This is a genomic window from Acidovorax sp. K2F, assembly GCF_025246485.1.
GTDB classification, from domain to species: domain Bacteria; phylum Pseudomonadota; class Gammaproteobacteria; order Burkholderiales; family Burkholderiaceae_C; genus Acidovorax; species Acidovorax delafieldii.
In genome coordinates this window covers 74,278-95,337 of sequence record NZ_JAOBSQ010000051.1, presented here as the reverse complement: position 1 = coordinate 95,337, position 21,060 = coordinate 74,278, and the positions used below count along the sequence as shown (strand labels likewise).

Here is a 21,060-nt window from a genome sequence, read left to right as displayed (position 1 = left end):
CCCGGAGTTCCCGTCGGGTTGCTCATTGATACCGTTGGAATTTTTTGAGTCAAATTGCCATCAAGCGCTAGTTTTTCATGCCTGCGAAGCTATAAAAATCATAGTAGCGGGCTGTCGCTGCAATATCGTCAGACGGTCAGATCCACCTGCTGCACTGTGCCCACGCTGCCGTTTTCCCGCAGGTAGGCGCTGGTGGAGCGCACGGTGCCCAGGCTGGCGTTGTCGGCGGTGCGCAGGGCAAAAGGGGTGGCGATGGCGTTGGTGGAGAGTGCGCCCACGCCCACGTCGGCCAAGGTGCGCAGGCTGCCGGCGCCCTCGGCGCCATCCGCCGACGGGGTCCATACCTGCAGCTGCTGAAAGACCGGGTCCGCCTCGTCAATCCAGCCGTTGCCGTCGCTGTCATAGGCGGCCAGTTCGGCAAAGCCGTCGCCGGTGCCGGGGCCGAACAGCTCCCGGCCGTTGTCGATGCGGCTGTTGTGGTTCAGGTCCAGGGCCAAGTAGCCCCGGTTGCCTGAGAGCAGGGGCACGTTGTCGGTCTGGCCGTCGCTGTCCAGGTCGAACGCAAAGCGCAGGTCCTGCAACTGCGCGGCCGAGCCGTCGAAGTTGATGACCAGCGGGTCTACCGCCACAGCGTCGCCCAGGCGCAGGCTGAACGATGATTCCTGGCGGTAGCTGCGCTGCATATCCAGCTGCAGGCTAAAGCGGATTTCCCGCCCGTCGGCGGTGCGCACGGTGCCCTGGGCGGCAAACTGGGTGCTTTCGGTTTCTACGACCACTTCGCGCTGCTCCACCAGCAGGCCCCACCCGGCACGGGGACGGCCTGCATCGGCGGTCGGCGTCGTGTCGGGGCGGCTGGCGGGTGGGGAAGGCACGGGTTCCGTCTGGCCGGTGTACACCCGCACCTGCACGCCCGTCATGCGGGCAATCAGGTCGCGGATCATGGCCAGCTGGGGTGTCAGGCCGTCGCTGGGGCTGCTGCCGGGCGCGGCATCTGGGGCATGGTTGGGGTCGATGGCCTCCTGGGCGGCGCGGGCCAGGCGTGCTGTGCTAGAAATTTGTACGGCCGGGGTCGCTCGGGTAAGGCCAGGGGCACTGGTGGGGCGGCGATCGCCGACCCAGGCTTCAAAGTGGCTGCTTTGGGTGTGCACGCGGCTGGCAACGTGCTGGGCCTGCATCTGCAGGGCGGACGATTCAATCTTCATGGGACACCTCCAGGGCTTCCACACAGAGATGTCGACGCCACGGAGAAAGAACTTGAATGTTGCCTTGCCCTCTTTCTGGCTTCCTTTTGCCGGGTACCCGATGGCTGGCGTGGTGGCAGTCTCCGCCCCCCCGCTACACCTGTTGCCGCACCCGGCTTTCAAAGTCTTCGAGCGTCAGTGGGCGGCCAAACAGGTAGCCCTGGAAAGCCTGGCAGCCATGGGCCAAAAGAAACTGGTAGTGGGCGGTGGTCTCCACCCCCTCGGCGATCACGGACAGGCCCAGGCTGCCAGCCAGCGCGATGATGGAGCGGGCGATGGCCGCGTCGCTGGCGTCCAGCAGCACGTCGCGCACAAAGCCCTGGTCGATCTTGATCTGGTCCAGTGGCAGGCGCTTGAGGTAGCTGAGCGACGAGTAGCCCGTGCCAAAGTCGTCCAGCGAAAACCCCAGGCCATGGGCCTTGAGGGCGCGCATGGTGGCGATCACGCTGTCCACGTTGTCCAGCAGCAGGCTTTCGGTCAGCTCTAGCTTGATCTGTGCGGGGTTGGCGCCGGTCTGCTGCACCAGCGCCAGCACCTGGGCCACAAAGTCGTCTTGCAGAAACTGGCGTGCGCTCACGTTGATGGCAAGGCTCAGCTGCGCAAACTGCGGGTCTTGTCGCCAGCGGGCCTGCTGGCGCAGGGCGGTTTCCATGACCCAGTGGCCCAGTGGCAGGATGAGGCCCGATTCTTCCGCCAGCGGGATGAACTCCGACGGCGGCACCATGCCCTGGACCGGATGCTGCCAGCGCACCAGGGCCTCTGCGCCGGTCACGCGCCCCTGGCTGTCCACCTGCGGCTGGTACAGCAGCAGGAACTGCGCGCGCCGCAGGCCGTTGTGCAGCTCGGTTTCCAGCAGGGCGCGGCGGTTCACGGCCTGCTGCATGTCGGGGTCAAAAAAGCGCAGTGTGTTGCGCCCGGCGTCCTTGGCACGGTACATGGCCATGTCGGCCTGCTTGAGCACCTCGTCCACCGAGTCGCGTTGGTGGGTGAGCAGCGTCACGCCGATGCTGGCGGTGAAGTGGTGTTCGTGCCCCGCCAGCTCGTAGGGCTGGCGCAACTGCGCCAGGATCAGCTCGCCTAGCGTGCGCGCCTGGGCGGCGGCCTCGGGGGCGTCGCTGCTCAGGTTCTGCAGCACCACCACAAACTCGTCTCCCCCCAGGCGGGCCACGGTGTCCTGCTCGCGCACGCAGCTGCGCAGGCGCTGGGCAACGTCCTTGAGCAGCAGGTCGCCCACCTCATGGCCCCGGGTGTCGTTCAGGGTCTTGAAGTTGTCCAGGTCCACAAACAGCACCGCCGTGGTCAGGCCCGAGCGCGCACCGTTGACCAGCACCTGCTGCAGCCGGTCCACCAGCAGGCGGCGGTTGGGCAGTTGCGTGAGTGCGTCGTAGAACGCCAGGTAGCGTGCCTCGTCCTCGGCGGCCTTGCGGCCCGAGATGTCGATGTCGATGCAGAACATCTCGGGCGGGTGGCCCGGCACCTGGATGTAGGCGTGGCTGGAGAACACATGCACCGGCGTGCCGTCCTTGCGCTGCAGTTGCAGCTCGCCCGCCGGGATCACCTCGCCGGTGGCGAACATGTGCTGCATGTGTGCCCGCACGCCGTCGCGCATGGGCGGCGGGATGATGAGGTCGAGCAGGTTGCCGCCCAGGGCTTCTTCGGCCGTGTAGCCGTACAGCTGCTCGGACGCCTGGTTCCAGTAGCTGGTGGTGCCGTCCTGCAGGTAGCCTTGCACCGAGATGGACGGAATATTGCGCAGCAGCGAGCGAAAACGCAGCTCGGACTCGCGCAGCGCACTTTCAGCCTGCTTGCGCTTGGTGATGTCGCGGGCGAGGAACACCACAGCCGCCTGGCCACCCACCTGCACGCCCAGGGGCTGGGTGCGTCCTTCAAACTGGCGCAGCCCTGACAGGGTCTGCAGCTCGTATTCCACGCTGTGGGTCTGGCCAGACTGCAGCGTGTCCTGGATGAGCGCCATGAACCGTTCTGCCTGCTCGGCGGGCAGCACATCGTGCAGCCGTTTACCTACCAGCTCGGGGGCGCTGGCGACCAGGGTGGCGTCGTTGGGGGACAGTACCTCCACATACCGGCCCTGGGCATCCAGCACCAGCAGCACATCGGGGATGGCCTGCGTGATGGCATGCAGGCGGGCTGCCGTGCCAGTGAGTGCACGCTCGGTGGCCATGCGTTGCTCCACATCGTGCAGCAGCAGGCCCAGAACCACGGTGGCGGGGGTGAAAGTCAGCAGATAGGGCAGGGCCAGCGTCTGGTTGATGCGCTGCACAGCCTCGGCGGGCAGCAGCTGAAACAGCGCGATAACCGCCGTGTGCAGCAGCAGCCCGAACAGCGCGAGGGGGATGGGCTCCACCCCCAGCCGCCCCCGGGCGCGGCCCTCGCGGTACACCAGCCCCATGGCCGTGCACAGCACGATCACCATCAGCCCCACCTCGGCACCCGCGCCCCCCAGCCACAGGCGCCCGGTGGCCGCCATCAGCGCCGCAATGCCCGCCACCAGCGGGCCGCCAAACAGGCCGGCCATGCTCAGCACCACCGAGCGCGCGTCAAAGATCACGCCCGGCATCAGCACCACCGGGGTGAGCATGCCCACCACGCAGATCCCGCCGAAGATCAGCCCCGAAAAGACCTGGCCCACCCACGGGTGCTGGCGCCAGACGCGGATGTTGAACCCATGCAGAAAGCACAGCGCCAGCAGCAACGCAACGCCTTTGACCAGCTCAATGAACATGGGCCTCCGTGCTTTCCGAGGGGAAAGCCCATGATGGAGGAAACGTTGCGATCCGTAAACGTGTAAATGGCCCCGGATGGGGCCATTGCTCAAAAGGTTGAGGGGAGATCGCGAGGCTCAGCTCAGCAAAGCCTGGGCAAATTCGCGGGCGTTGAAGGTTTCCAGGTCTTCGAGCTTTTCGCCCACACCGATGAAATACACCGGGATGGGGCGTTCCTGCGCGATGGCGGCCAGCACGCCGCCCTTGGCCGTGCCGTCCAGTTTGGTGACGATCAGGCCGGTGAGCTGCAGCGCATCGTCAAACGCGCGCACCTGGGCCAGCGCGTTCTGACCGGTGTTGCCGTCGATCACCAGCAGCACCTCGTGCGGGGCCGTGGCGTCGGCCTTGGTGACCACGCGGCGGATCTTTTTCAGCTCCTCCATCAGGTGCAGCTGTGTGGGCAGGCGGCCGGCGGTGTCCACCAGCACCACATCCTTGCCGCGCGCCTTGCCAGCGGTCACGGCATCAAAGCTCACGGCGGCGGGGTCGCCACCTTCCTGGCTCACGATCTCGACCGTGTTGCGGTCGGCCCACACACCCAGCTGCTCGCGGGCAGCGGCACGGAAGGTGTCGGCGGCGGCCAGCAGCACGGCGGCGCCTTCACCCGCCAGGTGCTTGGTGAGCTTGCCGATGGAGGTGGTCTTGCCCGCGCCGTTCACGCCGGCCACCATGATCACGGTGGGGGTGTGCTCGCCAATCACCAGGGCTTTTTCGAGCGGGCGCAGCAGGTCGGCCAGCGCGTCGGCCAGCAGGCCCTTGACTGCCGCAGGGTCGGTGGTCTTGCTGTCCTTCACGCGGCGCTTGAGGTCCGTCAGCAGGTGCGTGGTGGCTTTCACGCCGGTGTCGGCCATCAGCAGGGCCTCTTCCAGCTCCTCATACAGCGCGTCGTCAATCTGCGTGCCGGTGAAGACGGTGGCAATGCTGCTGCCGGTCTTGCGCAGGCCCGCCTTGAGGCGGTCCAGCCAGCCTTTGCGCTCAGGCGCCGGGGCAGTGGGCGCAGCCGAGGTTGCAGATGCTGCCGCTGGCGCAGCCGGTGGTGTGGCGGGCGTGGGTGGTGCAACCGGCGCAGGTGCAGCAACGGAAATCGGGGGTGCCACGGGGGGCAATGCAGGGCTTGCAACCACTGGAGCAGCGGCGGGCGCTGTGGCTGCCGGTGCTGCAGGGGGCGTCGGTGCGACGGCCGGTGCCACTGGAGGCATCGCCACGGGCGCTGGCGGGGTCACAGTGACGGGCGCTGGTGCTGCGGGGGGCGGCGCAGCGGGCTCAGGGGCTTTGTTGCCAAACGGGTTGCGCAGCCAGCCAAAGCCTGCCGGGGCGGGCGCCGCCACGGGAGCCGGTGTAGCGGGCGCTGGCGGGTTGAGGGTAGCCACGGGCGGCGTGGCGGGCTGGGGGGGCGCTACGGGCGCAACCACGGTGGGCGCCGGTGTGCCTACCGGCTGGGCCGGGGCGGGCACATCGGTGGGGGCGGGCGAAGGAGCGGGCTTTTTCTTGAAAAAACTGAACATTGGCGGGTTCTTAGAATCACCCCATTCTATGAAACGCGCTTTCACCCTACTGGGCCTGCTGGCCTGCCTCTCGTCCGGGGCTGCCTTTGCGGCAACCACCCCGGTGTCTCAACCTTCCACCACGCCGTCCGCCACGGCCTCTGGCGCGCAGCAGTTCACGCTCAAAAACGGCATGCAGCTCATCGTGCAGCCCGACCGCCGCGCCCCGACGGCGGTGCACATGGTCTGGGTGCGTGTGGGCTCGATGGATGAGGTGGACGGCACCTCGGGCGTGGCCCATGCGCTGGAGCACATGATGTTCAAGGGCACCAAGACCCTGCCGCCGGGCGAGTTCTCGCGCCGCGTGGCGGCGCTGGGTGGGCGGGAGAACGCATTCACCAGCCGTGACTACACCGGCTACTACCAGCAGATCCCGTCCAACCGGCTGGAGGACGTGATGAAGCTCGAATCGGACCGGTTTGCCAACAACCACTGGCCCGACGAGGAGTTCAAGAAAGAGATCGAGGTCGTCAAGGAAGAGCGCCGCCTGCGCACCGAAGACCAGCCCCGGGCCGTGTTGGCCGAACAATTGTTTGCCGCCACCTTCAATGCGTCGCCCTACCGCCGCCCCATCGTGGGCTGGATGAGCGACCTGGACGCGATGACGCCCGATGACGTGCGCGCCTTCCACCGCCAGTGGTACACCCCCACCAACGCCGCCGTGGTGGTGGCGGGCGATGTGGATGTGGCCCAGGTGCGTGCGCTGGCCGAAAAGTATTACGGCAGCCTGCCCGTGCACGCGCTGCCCGCGCGCAAACCGCGCACCGAGCCCGAGCAAAAGGGCCTGCGGCGCATCGCCGTCAAGGCCCCGGCAGAGCAGGCCTATGTGGCCCTGGCCTTCCGCGCGCCCAGCCTGGACCGCGTGGACAACCTCACCGACGAAGACCGCGACGCCCTCGCGCTGATGGTGCTGTCGGCCGTGTTCAATGGCTATGACGGTGCCCGGCTGGACCGCGCACTGACCCAGGGGCCCAACCGCGTGGCCGATAGCGCCAGCAGCTCCGCCATGGTCACCGGGCGCGGACCCAGTCTGTTCATGCTCAGCGGCGTGCCCGCTGCGGGCAAGACCGCCCAACAGGTCGAAGACGCGCTGCGGGCCGAGGTGACCCGTGTGGCCAAGGATGGGGTGAGCGAGGCCGAGCTGAACCGCGTGAAGACGCAATGGATCGCCTCTACGGTGTACGAGCGCGACTCGGTGATGAGCCAGGCGCAGGAACTGGGGGGCAACTGGGTGCAGGGCTTTCCGCTGGACGCCAACGAGCGCCTGCTGGCCCTGCTGCGCACCGTGACCCCGGCGCAGGTGCAGGCCGTGGCTGCCAGGTATTTTGGCGACGACCAGCTCACCGTGGCCACGCTGCTGCCCCAGCCCCTGGACGCCCCCCGCGCCCGTCCCCAGCTGCCCCCGGGCGCTGCCATCCGCTGAACCCGCCCTGCGGAAACTGCCCATGATTACTATCAAAAACATAGCTGTCCGTGCTTTATGCACTAGCGCTATCGCCCTTTTTTCCTCCAATTCGGCCTGGGCGCTGCTGCCCATTCAGCACTGGACGGAGCCGGGCGGCGCCAAGGTCTATCTGGTCGAAAGCCCGGTCATCCCCATGGTGGACGTGCAAATCGATTTTGACGCCGGCACGCGCCGCGACCCGGCAGGCCAGTCCGGCCTGGCCAACGCCGTCGCTGCCATGGCCAGCAAGGGCGTGAAGGCTGGGCGCGACGCCAGCACCGAGCCCGCGCTGGACGAAAACGGCCTGGGTGAGGCCTGGGCCGATCTGGGCGCCAGCTTTGAAGCCAATGCCGACAACGACACGCTGCACTACGTGCTGCGCTCGCTGACCGACCCGCCGCTGCTGGAGCGCGCTGCACGGCTGGCAGCCCGCCAGATTGCCGAGCCCACGACGACTGACGACGTCTGGCAACGCGACCGCGCCCGCTGGAGCGCCAGCCTGAAAGAAGCCAACACGCGCCCCGCCACCGTGGCCAACCATGCGTTTGCCGCTGCGGTGTATGGCAGCCACCCCTATGGCGTGCGCACCACCGAAGAGACGTTGGCGCGCATTGGCGTGGCCGACATGCAGGCCTTTCACGCGCAGTACGTGGCCGCCTGCCGCGCCAAGGTCAGCATCGTGGGCGCCGTATCGCGCGCCCAGGCGCAGACGCTGGTGGCTACGCTGCTGTCGCGCCTGCCTGCCAGTGCGGGCTGCGCACCGCTGCCGCCCGTGGGCGAAGTGGCGGCGCTGACGGCACCTGCCGAGAAGGCCATTCCGTTTGCCTCGGCCCAGGCCCACGTGCTGATCGGCCAGCCGGGCTTCCAGCGCCGCGACCCGGACTTCCTCGCGCTGCTGGTGGGCAACCACATCCTGGGCGGCGGCGGTTTTGTGTCGCGCCTGACCCACGAAGTGCGCGAAAAGCGCGGCCTCTCCTACAGCGTCTACAGCTACTTCGCCCCCGGCCTGCATGCCGGGGCCTTCACCGTGGGCTTGCAGACGCGCCCCGACCAGGCCGCCCAGGCCGTGCAGGTCTCGCGTGACGTGATCGCCCGCTTTGTGGCCGAAGGCCCCACCGAGGCCGAGCTGCGCGCCGCCAAGGACAACCTCATCGGCGGCTTTGCGCTGCGCATCGACAGCAACAAGAAGCTGCTGGGCAACGTGGCCAACATCGCCTGGAACGACCTGCCCCTGGACTACCTGGACCAGTGGGCCAAAAAGGTCGAGGCCCTGACGGTGGCCGATGTGCGCACTGTCATGGCCCAAAAGCTGCAACCCGGCCGCATGGTGACCGTGGTGGTGGGAGGCAAGCAGCCATGAGCCGATCGACCCTGCGCGGCAGCGCCATCACCGCCGAAATCCGCAAGGCCCAGGCCGCAGCCGCGGCGGCCCCTGTGGACCCCAAGACCATCAAGAAAAACGCCAAGGACAAAGCTGCGGCGGCGGCCGCCCCCAAGGGCGCGGGCGAAATCCGCATCATCGGTGGGCAATGGAAGCGCACCCGCCTGCCCGTGGCCCAGCGCCCCGGCCTGCGTCCCACGCCCGACCGCGTGCGCGAAACGCTCTTCAACTGGCTGGGCCAGGACCTCTCTGGCTGGCGCTGCCTGGACGCTTTCGCGGGCACCGGTGCGCTGGGGCTCGAAGCCGCTTCGCGCGGCGCCACGTCAGTACAACTGGTGGAGAGTGACGCTGCGCTGGTGGCCCAGCTGCAGGTGCTGCAGGCCAAGCTGCAAGCCAGCGCCGTGCGTGTGCAGCGCGGCGACGGCGTGGCCGCCCTCAAGCAGGCCGCACCTGCCAGTGTGGACCTGGTGCTGCTGGATCCGCCCTTTGACGGCGAGCTGTTTGCACCCGCTCTTCAGGCCGCTGCCAAGGCCGTGGCCACCCAGGGCTTTATTTACCTCGAAGCGCCCCGCGCCTGGACGGACGAGGAACTGGCCGGGAGCGGCCTGGCCGTGTACCGGCATCTGAAGGCTGGCGCCGTGCATGCGCACCTGCTGCGCCCTGTGGCAGCCACCACAGAATGAGCCAACGCCGGTTCATGTTGCACTGCACTGCATAATGCGCGCACGCGGCCCGGCGGGCCCTGCGGGGAGCGCCCCGGGGGCCGGGGCCAACGTCAATCGCCAGACAGGAGACAACCAGCCATGGCCCAGAACGTGCTCGCCGTGTACCCCGGAACCTTTGACCCCATCACGTTGGGCCATGAAGACGTGGTGCGCAGGGCCACCCAGTTGTTTGAACGTGTGATCGTGGCCGTGGCGGCGGGCCACCACAAGAAGACCCTGTTCTCGCTGGAAGAGCGCATCGAGATGGTGCGCGAGGCCGTGAAGATGTATCCCCAGGTGCAGGTCGAGCCCTTCTCGGGCCTGCTGCGCGACTTTGTGGTGTCGCGCGGCGGCAAGGCCATGGTGCGTGGCCTGCGTGCCGTGACCGACTTTGACTACGAGTTCCAGCTGGCGGGCATGAACCGCAGCCTGATGCCCCAGGTGGAAACCGTGTTCCTCACCCCCAGCGACAAGTACCAGTTCATCAGCAGCACCTTTGTGCGCGAGATTGCGGTGCTGGGTGGCGAGGTGACCAAGTTCGTGTCGCCCTCGGTCGAAGAGCGGCTGGCGGTCAAGGTGCGCAGCCTGGCGGCGCCGGGCGGCTGAGGACACTGTCCGAAACGCGCAAGGATCCCCGGTGTGGCTTCTTTGTGCTGATAGCGCTAGTGCGATATGCCTTGAATGCTATCAAAATCATAGTTTGTAGATCCTGTTGCATCAGCCCATGGCGGGCGGCAGCTGTGTTGCAATGGCCTGGGCCTGCGCGCGCAGGGCCTCCAGCATGGGCACCACCTCGGGCAGCGGCGGGCGGTACAGCGGCAGCAGCGCCGTCACGCTGAACGGGATAGAAAACGCCAGCCGCCGCAGCACCAGCCGCTCGCTGGCGGCGGCCAGGGCGGTGACCGGGTTGACGATGGCGATGCCCAGGCCCTGCTCGACCATGGCGCACACCGCGGCGGCGCTGTGGGTTTCCACGCGCAGCGTGCGCTCTACGCCCGCCTCGGCAAACCGGGCGTCGATCAGGCGGCGGTAGGGGTCGTCGGCCGAGAGGCTTACAAAGAATTCACCGGCAAAGTCGCTGAGTTGCAGCACCGGCTGGCGTGCCAAAGCGTGGTGGGCGGGCAGCACGGCCACCTCGTCCAGGGTCAGCAGCACCTCGGCCCGTGTGCCCGGCGGGGCGGTGGTCTGTTCGCACAGGCCCAGATCAAACCGCTGGGCACTCATCCATTCTTCGAGCAGGGGCGATTCCTGCGGTGTGACGGACAAGCGTGCCTCGGTGTGCGCCTGCATCAGTCGTGCCGCCGCACCCGGCAGCAGTGCATGGGCCAGCGCGGGCAGGCAAAGCACCGACAGTTGCACAGCCCCCGACCGGCCCAGGGCCACGGCCCGGTCCACCACACGCTCCAGCCCCTGCCACGAGCGCTGCACCTCGTCCCACAGCGCCAGCGCCCGGGCGTTGGGGCGCAGTCGGCCTTGCACGCGCTCGAACAGGGCATAGCCCAGCAGCGATTCGAGCCGCGCCAGCTCGCGGCTCACGGTGGGTTGCGAGCTGTGCAGCAGGTCGGCTGCCCCGGTGGCGCTACCTGCGGTCATCACGGCGCGGAAGACCTCGATGTGGCGGTGGGTGATGCGGTGGGCCAGGGGGGGCTCGGTCATGCCAGTCATGTGCAGAGCATATCCATATTGAATGGATGGCGTAAATCAAAGCATTCGACTGAATACATGGATGGCGGCATCATCCGCGCATCGTTCACGCCTTCTGCCTTTGGAGCCGCCCATGTCCAACCCTTTCTCCCCCGCCCAGCTATGGGCCCTGGCTGACCAGTTTGGCACCCCGCTGTGGGTGTATGACGCGGCCACCATACGCCAGCGCATTGCGCAGGTGTCCAATTTCGAGACCATCCGTTTTGCGCAGAAGGCCTGCTCCAACATCCATATCCTGAAGCTCATGCGCGAGCAGGGCGTGAAGGTGGATGCCGTTTCGCGTGGCGAGATCCTGCGTGCGATGGCGGCGGGCTATGTGGCGGGTAAAGGCGTCGAAGGGCCGTCGGAGATCGTCTTCACCGCCGACCTGTTCGACGCTGCTACGCTTGACTGCGTGGTGGAGCACGGCGTGCCGGTCAACGCAGGCTCCATCGACATGCTGCACCAGCTGGGCGCGCGTTCGCCCGGCCATGCGGTGTGGCTGCGCATCAACCCCGGCTTTGGCCACGGCCACAGCAACAAGACGAACACGGGTGGCGAGCACAGCAAACACGGCATCTGGCACACCGACCTGCCTGCGGCGCTGGATGCGATCAAGCAGCATGGCCTGAAGCTGGTGGGCCTGCACATGCACATTGGCTCGGGTGTGGATTACAGCCACCTGCAGGAAGTGTGTGGCGCCATGGTCAACCTGGTGCGCACGGCGCATGCGGCAGGGCATGACCTGCACGCCATCTCCGCCGGTGGTGGCCTGTCCATCCCCTACCGCAGCGGCGACCCCGTGGTCGACACGCAGCATTACCACGGCCTGTGGGACGCCGCGCGCCAGCAGGCCGAGGCCATCGTGGGCCACAAGCTCGGCCTGGAGATCGAGCCCGGCCGCTTCCTGGTTGCCGAATCGGGCGTGCTGCTGGGCCAGGTGCGCGCCACCAAGAACGCGGGCAACAACCACTTTGTGCTGGTTGATACCGGCTTCAACGAACTCATGCGCCCGTCCATGTACGGCAGCTACCACGCCATGAGCGTGCTGCGGCGTGATGGCTCCACGGCGGCCGAACACCCCACGGTGGTGGCGGGCCCGCTGTGCGAGTCGGGCGACGTGTTCACCCAGGGCGACGGCGGCGTGGTGCTGCCGCGCGACCTGCCCGCCGCGCAGGTGGGTGATCTGCTGGTGATCCACGACACCGGGGCGTACGGCGCCAGCATGTCCTCCAACTACAACACGCGGCCTTTGATTGCCGAGGTGCTCGTGGATGGCGGCCAGGCCCGCCTGATCCGCCGCCGCCAGACGGTGGACGAGCTGCTGGCGCTGGAGTTGGGGCTGTAAGCCAGGCCGCAGCGCTGCTCAGGGGCGCCGCGGGCCGAGCCGGCAAGAGGTGCGGGTAGGTGAGGGCCTACGGGTTTGGGGTGCAAAGCCGGACAAGCACCAGCCGGGGTGAGAAATACAGTGAAACCACCTGAACTTCTCACCTTTCAAGGAGATCCCCATGCCTCTCATTGCCTGGCTACTTGGCGTCCCGCTGTCGGTTGTGCTGCTGCTGATGCTGTTTGGGGTGTTTTGAATCCACCCGCGGAGCGCATTGCATCAGCGCCACCAAACAAAAGGCCCCTGTGGAATTCCGCAGGGGCCTTTTGTTTTGGGCATCACTATTGGGGTCATATCAGCTCGGACGCGGGCCCGCGCCCCATCAGCGTGACGACCGCATCGGCCGGCGTGAGCTGGCCATCCAGCAGCGCCACCACCGCGCGGGTGATGGGCATGTCCACCCCCAGCTGGGCCGCCCGCTGCGCCACGGTGCGGGCGCTGTAAACGCCCTCGGCCACATGGCCCAGCGACTCGACGGCCTGCGGCAGGGTTTTGCCCTCGGCCAGCAGCATGCCCACGCGCCGGTTGCGCGACAGGTCGCCGGTGGCGGTCAGCACTAGGTCGCCCAGGCCGGACAGGCCCATGAAGGTGTCGGGCCGCGCGCCCAGCGCCAGGCCCAGCCGCGTCATCTCAGCCAGGCCGCGCGTGATGAGTGCGGCGCGGGCGTTGAGACCCAGCGCAAGCCCGTCGCACAGGCCGGTGGCAATGGCCAGCACGTTCTTCACCGCGCCGCCCACTTCCACGCCCACGATGTCTTCGTTGGCATACACGCGCACGCTCGGGCTGTGAAAGGCGTTGACCAGCGCATCGCGCACCTGCGCATGGGGGCTGGCAGCCACCAGGGCGGTGGGCTGGCCCAGCGCCACTTCTTGGGCAAAGCTGGGGCCGCTAAATACGCCTGCTATCAGTTCAGGAGCTACCAGGGCTTGTACTTCATGCGCCAGCAGCCCAAAAGACCTGGAATTGCCAGCGGTTGCAGCCTCAAAGCCCTTGCACAGCCAGGCCACAGGGGCAGCGCAGCCATGCAAGGCCTGCAGCATGCCGCGCAAAGCCGCCATGGGCGTGGCAACGATGACGAGGTCGGCCCCGGTCCACAGCGCAGCAAAGTCGCCATGGGCCAGAGTGAGGGAGGGGGGGAGGGTGATGCCCGGCAGGTAACGCGCGTTCTGCCGCTGCGTCTGCATCTGGGCCGCCTGGGCGGCATCGCGCGCCCACAAGGTGACGGCATGGCCTGCGGGGTGCTGGGCGGCACTCATGGCCACCGCTGTCCCCCAGGCCCCAGCGCCCAATACTATGATTTTCATAGCTGTATGCGCTTATTCATCCAGCACTACAGGCAAAAATGCCTGTAAATGCTTACTGCGTGATGATGGGCGAGGCCTGGCCTGCGGCCTGGGCTTGCTGCTGCTCGTACATGGCCTGGAAGTTGATTTCGGCCAAGTGCACGGGCGGGAAGCCAGCGCGGTTGATCACGTCGGCCACATTGCCGCGCAGATAGGGGTACACGATCTGGGGGCAGGCGATGCCCATGATGGGGCCCATCTGGTCTTCGGGCACGTTGCGGATTTCGAAAATGCCGGCTTGCTTGGCTTCGACCAGGAACACAGTCTTGTCCTTGATCTTGGTCTGCACGGTGGCGGTCACAGCCACTTCAAAGATGCCTTCGGCCACGGGGGTGGCTTCCACGCCCAGCTGGATGTCCACGCTGGGTTGCTCTTGTTCGAGCAGGATGGCGGGGGAGTTGGGCTGCTCCAGCGACATGTCCTTGAGGTAGACGCGCTGGATCTGGAACACGGGGTTTTCTTGGTCGGCCATGGTGAAGTCTCTTTGCTCTTACGAAATTGCTAGCAAAACAAAACCCGCCGGGGAGCAGCTCCCGCAGCGGGCACATGGGGCTGCATTATGCAGCGCCCAGACAGGGGGTCAGGCGCCGAGCAAGGGCATCAGCTCGCCACGGCTGTCCAGCGCCACCAGATCGTCGTGGCCACCCACATGGGTGTCGCCGATGTAGATCTGCGGCACCGTGCGGCGGCCGGTGATTTCCATCATGTGGCTGCGGGCGGCGGGGTCGGTGTCGATGCGGATCTCCTCGATCTGCTCCACGCCCTTGGACTTGAGGATCTGCTTGGCCCGGATGCAATAGGGGCAGACGGCGGTGGTGTACATCTTCACGGGTTGCATGGCGAACCTTCCTCTTTCTTCCTGTGGGACTGAAAAACCAGTCGCAAGACTAGCGCTGACCGAATAACTGGGGGCGGATCAGGCTTTTTCCACAGGCAGGCTGGCTTCGCGCCAGGCCTTCATGCCACCAGCGAGTGCCTGGGCGTTGTCGTAGCCCAGTTTTTTGGCAATGGCGACGGCGCGGTTGGCGCGTGCGCCGCTGGCACACACCAGCACCACGGGCAGGGCCTTGTTCTTGATCACGGTGGGCAGGCGCTCTTCAAGCTGGGACACGGGCACGTTCTTGGCGCCAGTCACGTGGCCCGTGGCGAATTCCTCGGCTTCGCACACGTCGATGACCACCGCTTTTTCGCGGTTGATGAGCTGCACGGCGCGTGCTGGCGTCAGCGAACCGCCACTGGCGTTCTTGAGGACCGGCCACAGCAACATGCTGCCCGAAGCCAGCGCAACGAGGAACAGATACCAGTTATCAATAATGAATTTCACGAAGCTTCCTTGGGTTGGCGAACAGCGTAATTCTAGAATGCTGGGTTTTGGCCCGCATTTTTTTGACCTGCCTTTCCTGGGGAAACCATGTACAAGCTCGTTCTGATCCGCCACGGCGAATCCACCTGGAACCTTGAAAACCGCTTTACCGGCTGGACCGATGTGGACCTCACGCCCACCGGTGTCTCCCAGGCCATGTCGGCCGGCAAGCTGCTCAAGGCCGAGGGCTACGAGTTCGATCTGGCGTTCACCAGCGTGCTCAAGCGTGCCATCCACACCCTCTGGTACACGCTGGACGAAATGGACTGCACCTGGCTGCCCGTGGTCAAGGACTGGCGCCTGAACGAGCGCCACTACGGCGCCCTGCAGGGCCTGAACAAGGCCGACATGGCCAAGCAGTATGGCGACGAGCAGGTGCTGGTATGGCGCCGCAGCTATGACACGCCCCCGCCAGCGCTGGAAGCCACCGACCCCCGCAGCGAGCGTGGTGACCGCCGCTACGCTGGGGTGGCTGCCGAGAATGTGCCCCTGACCGAGTGCCTGAAAGACACCGTGGCCCGCGTGCTGCCGTTCTGGAACGAGGCCATGGCGCCCGCCATCCGCTCGGGCAAGCGGGTGGTGGTGGCTGCGCATGGCAACTCCATCCGCGCGCTGGTGAAGTATCTGGACAACATCTCCGAGACCGACATCGTGGGTCTGAACATTCCCAACGGGATTCCACTGGTATACGAGCTCGACGCCGACCTCAAGCCCATCCGTCACTACTATCTGGGCGATGCCGAAGCGGCGGCCAAGGCCGCAGCCGCCGTGGCATCGCAGGGCAAAGCGTAAATCGCAGGTAAAGAGCGGGGAAAACCCCGCTTATCCCCGCCAAAGTGAGCATCCATGCGGAACTGCGGCGGGTTTGGCCCTTCCAAGGTGTATATTGGTTTCGAAGCGGTAAAAGGTGTTGTATGGGCCACAAACTCAAGATTGCAGGATGGGTATCGGTAGGCGTGGTGGCGGGTGCGCTCACCACGGTGTCACTGCAAACGGTGGCGCGTGGCGCCATGACGCCGTTGCCGCTCGAAGAAATCCAGCAGTTGTCCGCCGTGTTCGGCCTGGTCAAGACCGATTACGTCGAGCCGGTCGATGACAAGAAGCTCATCACCGACGCCATCTCCGGCATGGTCTCCAGCCTGGATCCGCACTCGCAGTACTTCGACAAGAAGTCCTTCAAGGAATTCCGCGAGGGCACTTCCGGCCGCTTCGTGGGCGTGGGCATCGAGATCACGCAGGAAGACGGCCTGATCAAGATCGTGTCGCCCATCGAAGGCTCGCCGGCCTTCCGCGCCGGCCTCAAGACCAACGACCTGATCACCAAGATCGACGAAACCGCCGTCAAGGGCCTGGCGCTGAATGACGCCGTCAAGCGCATGCGCGGCGAGCCCAGCACCAAGGTCACCCTCACCATCTTCCGCAAGGACGAGAACCGCACGTTCCCCGTCACCATCACGCGCGAAGAGATCAAGACCCAGTCCGTGAAGGGCAAGGTGATCGAGCCCGGTTACGCCTGGATCCGCCTGTCGCAATTCCAGGAGCGCACGGTGGATGACTTTGTGCGCAAGGTGGAAGAGGTCTACAAGCAGGAGCCCAACCTCAAGGGCTTGGTGCTGGACCTGCGCAACGACCCCGGCGGCCTGCTGGATGCAGCCGTGGCAATTTCTGCGGCTTTCCTGCCCGAGAACGTGACCGTGGTCACCACCAATGGCCAGCTGGCCGACAGCAAGGCCACCTACAAGGCTGCCCCCGACTACTACCAGCGCCGCGGCGGCGGTGATCCGCTCAAACGCCTTCCCGCGTCCCTCAAGGCGGTGCCGCTGGTGGTGCTGGTCAACGAAGGCTCTGCCTCCGCCAGCGAGATCGTGGCTGGTGCGCTGCAGGACCACAAGCGCGCCACCATCATGGGCAGCCAGACCTTTGGCAAGGGCTCGGTGCAGACCGTGCGTCCGCTGGGGCCTGACACGGGCATCAAGCTGACCACCGCCCGCTATTACACGCCGAGTGGCAAGTCGATCCAGGCCAAGGGCATCGTGCCCGACGTGATGATTGACGAGTCGGAAGAGGGCAACATCTTTGCCGCCTTGCGCATGCGCGAGGCAGATCTGGACAAGCACTTGAACAGCGGCCAGGGTGAAGAGAAGAAGGACGAAGCCCGTGAAAAGGCCCGTGAGGAAGCCCGCAAGCGCATGGAAGAAGAAGCCAAGAAGCCTGCGGCCGACCGCAAGGTGCCCGAATTCGGTTCGGACAAGGACTTCCAGCTGGTGCAGGCCCTCAATCAGCTCAAGGGTCGCCCTGTGTTGGTCAGCAAGACGCTGACAGAGCGCAAGGAAGAAAAGAAAGAGAATTGAGCCTTTCGCGCTCCGACCCCGGGCTGGATTTCGCGAGGAATCCAGCCTTTTTCATGTCTGCCTGTTTCACCGTTGATTTTTTGGCCGCTTCAGGCCCGCCTTCCCATGACCGATGACCAGCTCCTGCGCTATTCCCGCCACATCCTGCTCGACGAGGTGGGCATCGAGGGGCAGGAGCGGGTGTTGGAAGCCCATGCTCTCATCATCGGCGCTGGCGGGTTGGGGTCGCCGGCTGCGCTGTACTTGGCGTCCGCCGGTGTGGGCCACATCACACTGGTCGATGACGATGTGGTGGACCTGACCAACCTGCAGCGCCAGATTGCGCACACCACCGCGCGCGTGGGCAGTCCCAAGGTCCAGTCGGCGGCGCAGGCCATGGCCGACATCAACCCCGAGGTGCAGGTCACCGCACTGCAGGCCCGGGTGGATGCGGCGGCTCTCGACAGTCTGGTGCGCGATGCCACAGTGGTACTCGACTGCAGCGATAACTATGCGACCCGCCAGGCGGTCAATGCGGCGTGTGTCCGTCACAACAAGCCCTTGGTGGCGGGGGCTGTGATCCAGTTCGATGGGCAGATCACGGTGGTGGACCCGCGCGATGCGCAGTCGCCTTGTTATGCCTGCATCTTCCCGCCGGATGCGGAGTTTGAAGAAGTCCGCTGCTCCACGATGGGTGTATTTGCTCCGCTGGTGGGTGTGGTGGGTGCGATGCAGGCAGCCGAGGCGCTCAAGCTCATAGCGGGCGTAGGTCAGTCGCTGGCGGGGCGGCTGCTGATGCTCGATGGCCGGGCCATGGAGTGGAGCACCATGCGCGTTCAGCGCCACGCCCATTGCAAGGTGTGTGTTGCGCGGTAGGATTTTTCCTACATGGCCAGCGTGTTGTGGCTGGCAGAATCCGGCGCATGGAAGCCTTAAATTCAAGGCTAGGACAGCGTGACCCGCACTGTCCGTACACATGGACCCGCCCGTGAAACTGCGCACCTACATTGTTGAAGACAACGCGACCATCCGCGAGAACCTGATCGGAACTCTGGAGGAGTTGGCGTCTGTAGAAGCGGTGGGCGTGGCAGAAACCGAAGACGACGGTACGAACTGGTTGTCCTCGCACCCTGAGGAATGGGACTTGGCCATCGTGGATCTGTTCTTGCGCCAGGGCAGCGGATTGGGTGTGCTGGCTGCATGCCGCACGCGGCGGCCCGGCCAAAAAATGGTGGTGCTCAGCAACTACGCCACGCCGGATGTACGCATGCGCTGTGCGCAGCTGGGTGTGGATGCAGTGTTTGACAAATCCAACGAGATCGACGCGTTGGTGGAATACTGCGTACAGCACAGCAGCCCGGCCCACGGGCTGGAGGCCGGTAGCGGCGGCGGTCTGTCTGCCGCATCATCGGGCGCATCACAGTGACACAACCCGCCGCCGCGTGCGTGGGTGCATGCGGCAGTCGGGGTGCTTCTTTTTCCTTCTTTTTCAGCGCAAAAGCAAGACCTGCCTACGCCCGGCAGCGCCGGGCTCTGGCCAGATCCTGGATGTCAGTCGATCAGGCGATTTTTGAGTGCGTAGTAGGTCAGGTCGCTGTTGGACGAGAGGCTCATCTTTTCCATCAGGCGTGTGCGGTACGTGCTCACCGTTTTCACGCTCAGCGACAACGACTTGGCGATATCGCCCGCCGTCTCTCCCTTGGCCAGCTTCAGGAACACCTGGAACTCTCGCTCAGACAGCTGCTCATGCGGTGGCGCATCGTCCTTGCGGTTGAGTTGCTGTGCCAGCAGTTCGGCCACGGCAGGCGTCAGGTAGCGGCGGCCCAGAGCAATGGTGCGAATGGCCTCCACGATCTCCGACGGTTCGCACTCCTTGTTCAGGTAACCACTGGCACCCTGGCGGATCAGGTTGATCGCGTAGTGTTCTTCAGGGTAGCCACTCAGGATCAGGATGCCCATGTCGGGCGCCTTGGCGCGCAGCATGGCCAGCGCGTCCAGCCCGCTTTGGCCAGGCATCGACAGGTCCATCAGCAGCACATCGATTTCCTTGTTGCGCACCAGGTCGATGGCCTCGCGGCCGTTGGCGGCCTCGCCTTCCACCCGCAAGTCCACGTGCTCGGACAAGAACTGCCGTAGCCCGGAACGAACAATCGCGTGGTCATCCACAATGCCAATCTTGATCATTGATGCTTCTTTCGAGGCGGCAGCAAAGGTGCTGCCGGTGTGTATTGAAGTCCAGGCGCTCGGCATGCCGTTGCATGGCTGGCGCACCTGGCAGGTAACGGGTCATTATCCAGAATAAGCGTATGAATCTCCAAGAAAACACCCGGCGTTGGTTACCAAAAGTCCGACAGATGGCCTTGAGCCTGCCCATGGCGCTGTTGGCGGCCATGGTGCTGGTGGGCATCAATGAAACGGGGCACATGCGTTCGCAGGACGCGGTGGAACAACTGGCCCAGGGGCTGACCACGCGGGCCGATGTGAACAAGCTGCTGCAAAGCATGCTGGATGCCGAAACCGGCCAGCGGGGTTATCTGCTTACGGGCAACGAGACCTACCTGGAACCGTATGACAAGGCCGTAGCGACCGTGCAGACCAACCTGGATCGCCTGCGCAACCAGTTCATGGCGTCGCCCGAGGACATGCAGGAGTTTGCGTTGCTGTCGCGGCAGATCTCGCGCAAGCTGGCTGAGATGGAGCTGAGCCTGCGCCTGCGCCGCCAGGGCAACGAAGACGCATGGAAGTTCATTCTGAACACGGATGTGGGCAAGGAGCACATGGAGGCGATCCGGCAGCACGCGCAAGAGCTGATTGCCCGCAGCGACCAGCGCCTGCAACAGGGGCGCGAGCAGATCGAGCAGTCTCTGATGCTGTCGCGCATCGGCATTGCCACGGTCACTGCCATTGGCCTGCTGGCGTTCTACATGTACCTGCGCCAGACGCAGGCGGTTCAGACCGTCAACCTGCGCGAGCAAGAGGTGCTGGAGCGTGAGCGCGACCGCCTGGAAGGACTGGTGCGCGACCGCACGGCCACGTTGTCCGAGTTGGCCAACCACTTGCAGCAGGTGCGCGAAGAAGAACGGGGTCATCTGGCGCGGGAACTGCACGACGAGCTGGGCGCGCTGCTGACGGCTGCCAAGCTGGATGTGGCGCGCCTCAAATCCAAGATCGACGCCACTGCGCCCGACATTGCCGAGCGCCTCAAGCACCTCACCGAAACGCTCAACAGCGGCATTGCGCTCAAGCGTCGCATCATCGAAGACCTGCGACCGTCGTCGCTGTCGAACCTGGGGCTCACCGCCGCACTGGAGATCCTGACACGCGAATACGCCGAGCGCGCAGGCATTGAGGTTGAGACCAGTCTGGAGGCCGTTCAACTGCCCGACGCAGCGCAGCTCACGGTGTATCGCATGGTGCAAGAGGCGCTGACCAACATCGGCAAGTACGCCAAGGCCAGCAAGGTGCTGGTGTCTGTGCACGGCTACCCCACGCATGTGGCGGTGCAGGTGCGCGATGATGGTGTGGGTTTCGACCCTGGCACCGTGCGCCCCACCTCGCACGGCTTGGCTGGCATGCGCCACCGGGTCGAGGCAGCGGGCGGGCGTCTCACGCTCACTTCGCGGCCTGGCAATGGCACCTTGTTGTCGGCCGTGCTGCCGCTGCCGCGCACCTCGTCGGAGCCGCGCCGCAACGCCGCTGCACACGACGCCTGAGGCATACGCCGCCCTCTTCCTGCATCTCCCTTATTCCCTGCATTGCGTGGCGCAGCGCATGCAGGCCCACGTGCGACATCTGCGGGCTGTGGGCTGTGGGCACGCCATGCTGCCCGGAGCCAGCGTCCTGTCGTGGCGTACCTG

Annotated in this window: 20 protein-coding genes; 11 read left to right on the top strand and 9 right to left on the bottom strand. The window is 65.7% G+C overall.

Annotated features, from left to right (window positions below; genetic code table 11):
* Positions 1–128 precede the first annotated feature (128 nt).
* The 3 genes from N4G42_RS19235 to ftsY form a co-directional block, all read right to left on the bottom strand.
* Entirely contained in the window at positions 129–1,202 is a 1,074-nt protein-coding gene (locus tag N4G42_RS19235; protein WP_260668327.1) for a hypothetical protein, read from the bottom strand.
* A 133-nt stretch (positions 1,203–1,335) separates the two neighbouring features.
* Positions 1,336–3,984: an EAL domain-containing protein gene (locus N4G42_RS19230; protein WP_260668326.1), complete on the bottom strand. Its 2,649-nt coding sequence runs from the start codon at positions 3,982–3,984 to the stop codon at positions 1,336–1,338.
* A 117-nt stretch (positions 3,985–4,101) separates the two neighbouring features.
* Positions 4,102–5,529: a signal recognition particle-docking protein FtsY gene (ftsY, locus tag N4G42_RS19225; protein ID WP_260668325.1), complete on the bottom strand. Its 1,428-nt coding sequence runs from the start codon at positions 5,527–5,529 to the stop codon at positions 4,102–4,104.
* Between the two features lie 28 nt (positions 5,530–5,557).
* On the opposite strand from ftsY, the gene N4G42_RS19220 reads away from it, so the two are divergent.
* The 4 genes from N4G42_RS19220 (at position 5,558) to coaD (ending at position 9,703) form a co-directional block, all read left to right on the top strand.
* Complete coding sequence (locus N4G42_RS19220; protein WP_056746800.1) at positions 5,558–6,991, top strand: M16 family metallopeptidase; 1,434 nt, start codon at positions 5,558–5,560, stop codon at positions 6,989–6,991.
* 22 nt (positions 6,992–7,013) lie between these two features.
* Positions 7,014–8,372 carry a M16 family metallopeptidase gene (locus tag N4G42_RS19215; RefSeq protein WP_260668324.1) on the top strand — a complete coding sequence of 453 codons (1,359 nt, stop codon included), beginning with the start codon at positions 7,014–7,016 and terminating at the stop codon, positions 8,370–8,372.
* Positions 8,369–9,076, top strand: coding sequence for a 16S rRNA (guanine(966)-N(2))-methyltransferase RsmD (gene rsmD / locus N4G42_RS19210; RefSeq protein ID WP_260668323.1), 708 nt, complete (start codon positions 8,369–8,371; stop codon positions 9,074–9,076). Before N4G42_RS19215 ends, rsmD begins: the two co-directional genes overlap by 4 nt.
* A 120-nt stretch (positions 9,077–9,196) precedes the next feature.
* Positions 9,197–9,703, top strand: coding sequence for a pantetheine-phosphate adenylyltransferase (gene coaD, locus N4G42_RS19205; RefSeq protein WP_056065946.1), 507 nt, complete (start codon positions 9,197–9,199; stop codon positions 9,701–9,703).
* A gap of 111 nt (positions 9,704–9,814) precedes the next feature.
* On the opposite strand, the gene N4G42_RS19200 is transcribed toward coaD, so the two are convergent.
* Positions 9,815–10,753 (bottom strand): LysR family transcriptional regulator, encoded by a 939-nt coding sequence (locus N4G42_RS19200; protein WP_260668321.1) that lies wholly within the window; start codon positions 10,751–10,753, stop codon positions 9,815–9,817.
* A 121-nt stretch (positions 10,754–10,874) separates the two neighbouring features.
* Between N4G42_RS19200 and lysA the strand changes: the two genes are divergently transcribed.
* Positions 10,875–12,128, top strand: a complete 1,254-nt coding sequence (lysA, locus tag N4G42_RS19195) for a diaminopimelate decarboxylase (RefSeq protein WP_260668320.1) — start codon at positions 10,875–10,877, stop codon at positions 12,126–12,128.
* A gap of 329 nt (positions 12,129–12,457) precedes the next feature.
* On the opposite strand, the gene N4G42_RS19190 is transcribed toward lysA, so the two are convergent.
* From N4G42_RS19190 to N4G42_RS19175, 4 genes are all read right to left on the bottom strand, one after another.
* The gene (locus tag N4G42_RS19190) at positions 12,458–13,471 is read right to left on the bottom strand and encodes an NAD(P)H-dependent glycerol-3-phosphate dehydrogenase (RefSeq protein WP_260668319.1); all 1,014 of its coding nucleotides are present in this window, start codon (positions 13,469–13,471) and stop codon (positions 12,458–12,460) included.
* A gap of 52 nt (positions 13,472–13,523) precedes the next feature.
* The gene (secB, locus tag N4G42_RS19185; RefSeq protein ID WP_056065935.1) at positions 13,524–13,982 is read right to left on the bottom strand and encodes a protein-export chaperone SecB; all 459 of its coding nucleotides are present in this window, start codon (positions 13,980–13,982) and stop codon (positions 13,524–13,526) included.
* A 108-nt stretch (positions 13,983–14,090) separates the two neighbouring features.
* Positions 14,091–14,348 carry a glutaredoxin 3 gene (gene grxC / locus N4G42_RS19180; protein ID WP_015015481.1) on the bottom strand — a complete coding sequence of 86 codons (258 nt, stop codon included), beginning with the start codon at positions 14,346–14,348 and terminating at the stop codon, positions 14,091–14,093.
* 78 nt (positions 14,349–14,426) lie between these two features.
* On the bottom strand, positions 14,427–14,834 hold the full coding sequence (locus tag N4G42_RS19175; RefSeq protein WP_260668318.1) for a rhodanese-like domain-containing protein: 408 nt from the start codon (positions 14,832–14,834) through the stop codon (positions 14,427–14,429).
* Positions 14,835–14,921: 87 nt separating this feature from the next.
* On the opposite strand from N4G42_RS19175, the gene gpmA reads away from it, so the two are divergent.
* The 4 genes from gpmA (at position 14,922) to N4G42_RS19155 (ending at position 18,629) form a co-directional block, all read left to right on the top strand.
* Positions 14,922–15,665, top strand: coding sequence for a 2,3-diphosphoglycerate-dependent phosphoglycerate mutase (gene gpmA, locus N4G42_RS19170; protein ID WP_015015479.1), 744 nt, complete (start codon positions 14,922–14,924; stop codon positions 15,663–15,665).
* Positions 15,666–15,787: 122 nt separating this feature from the next.
* A complete protein-coding gene (locus tag N4G42_RS19165; RefSeq protein ID WP_056065928.1) occupies positions 15,788–17,224 on the top strand; it encodes a S41 family peptidase in 1,437 nt (478 codons plus the stop codon).
* A gap of 105 nt (positions 17,225–17,329) precedes the next feature.
* Positions 17,330–18,079, top strand: a complete 750-nt coding sequence (locus tag N4G42_RS19160; RefSeq protein WP_056066553.1) for a HesA/MoeB/ThiF family protein — start codon at positions 17,330–17,332, stop codon at positions 18,077–18,079.
* A 112-nt stretch (positions 18,080–18,191) separates the two neighbouring features.
* The gene (locus N4G42_RS19155) at positions 18,192–18,629 is read left to right on the top strand and encodes a response regulator (protein WP_260668316.1); all 438 of its coding nucleotides are present in this window, start codon (positions 18,192–18,194) and stop codon (positions 18,627–18,629) included.
* Between the two features lie 125 nt (positions 18,630–18,754).
* Here N4G42_RS19155 and N4G42_RS19150 read toward each other — a convergent pair whose 3' ends face one another.
* Positions 18,755–19,387, bottom strand: a complete 633-nt coding sequence (locus N4G42_RS19150) for a response regulator transcription factor (protein ID WP_056065924.1) — start codon at positions 19,385–19,387, stop codon at positions 18,755–18,757.
* Here N4G42_RS19150 and N4G42_RS19145 point away from each other — a divergent pair.
* Positions 19,380–19,505, top strand: a complete 126-nt coding sequence (locus tag N4G42_RS19145; protein ID WP_260668314.1) for a hypothetical protein — start codon at positions 19,380–19,382, stop codon at positions 19,503–19,505. The two genes, N4G42_RS19150 and N4G42_RS19145, sit on opposite strands and share 8 nt — an antisense overlap.
* A 4-nt stretch (positions 19,506–19,509) precedes the next feature.
* The gene (locus tag N4G42_RS19140) at positions 19,510–20,916 is read left to right on the top strand and encodes a CHASE3 domain-containing protein (RefSeq protein ID WP_056065921.1); all 1,407 of its coding nucleotides are present in this window, start codon (positions 19,510–19,512) and stop codon (positions 20,914–20,916) included.
* Positions 20,917–21,060 lie beyond the last annotated feature (144 nt).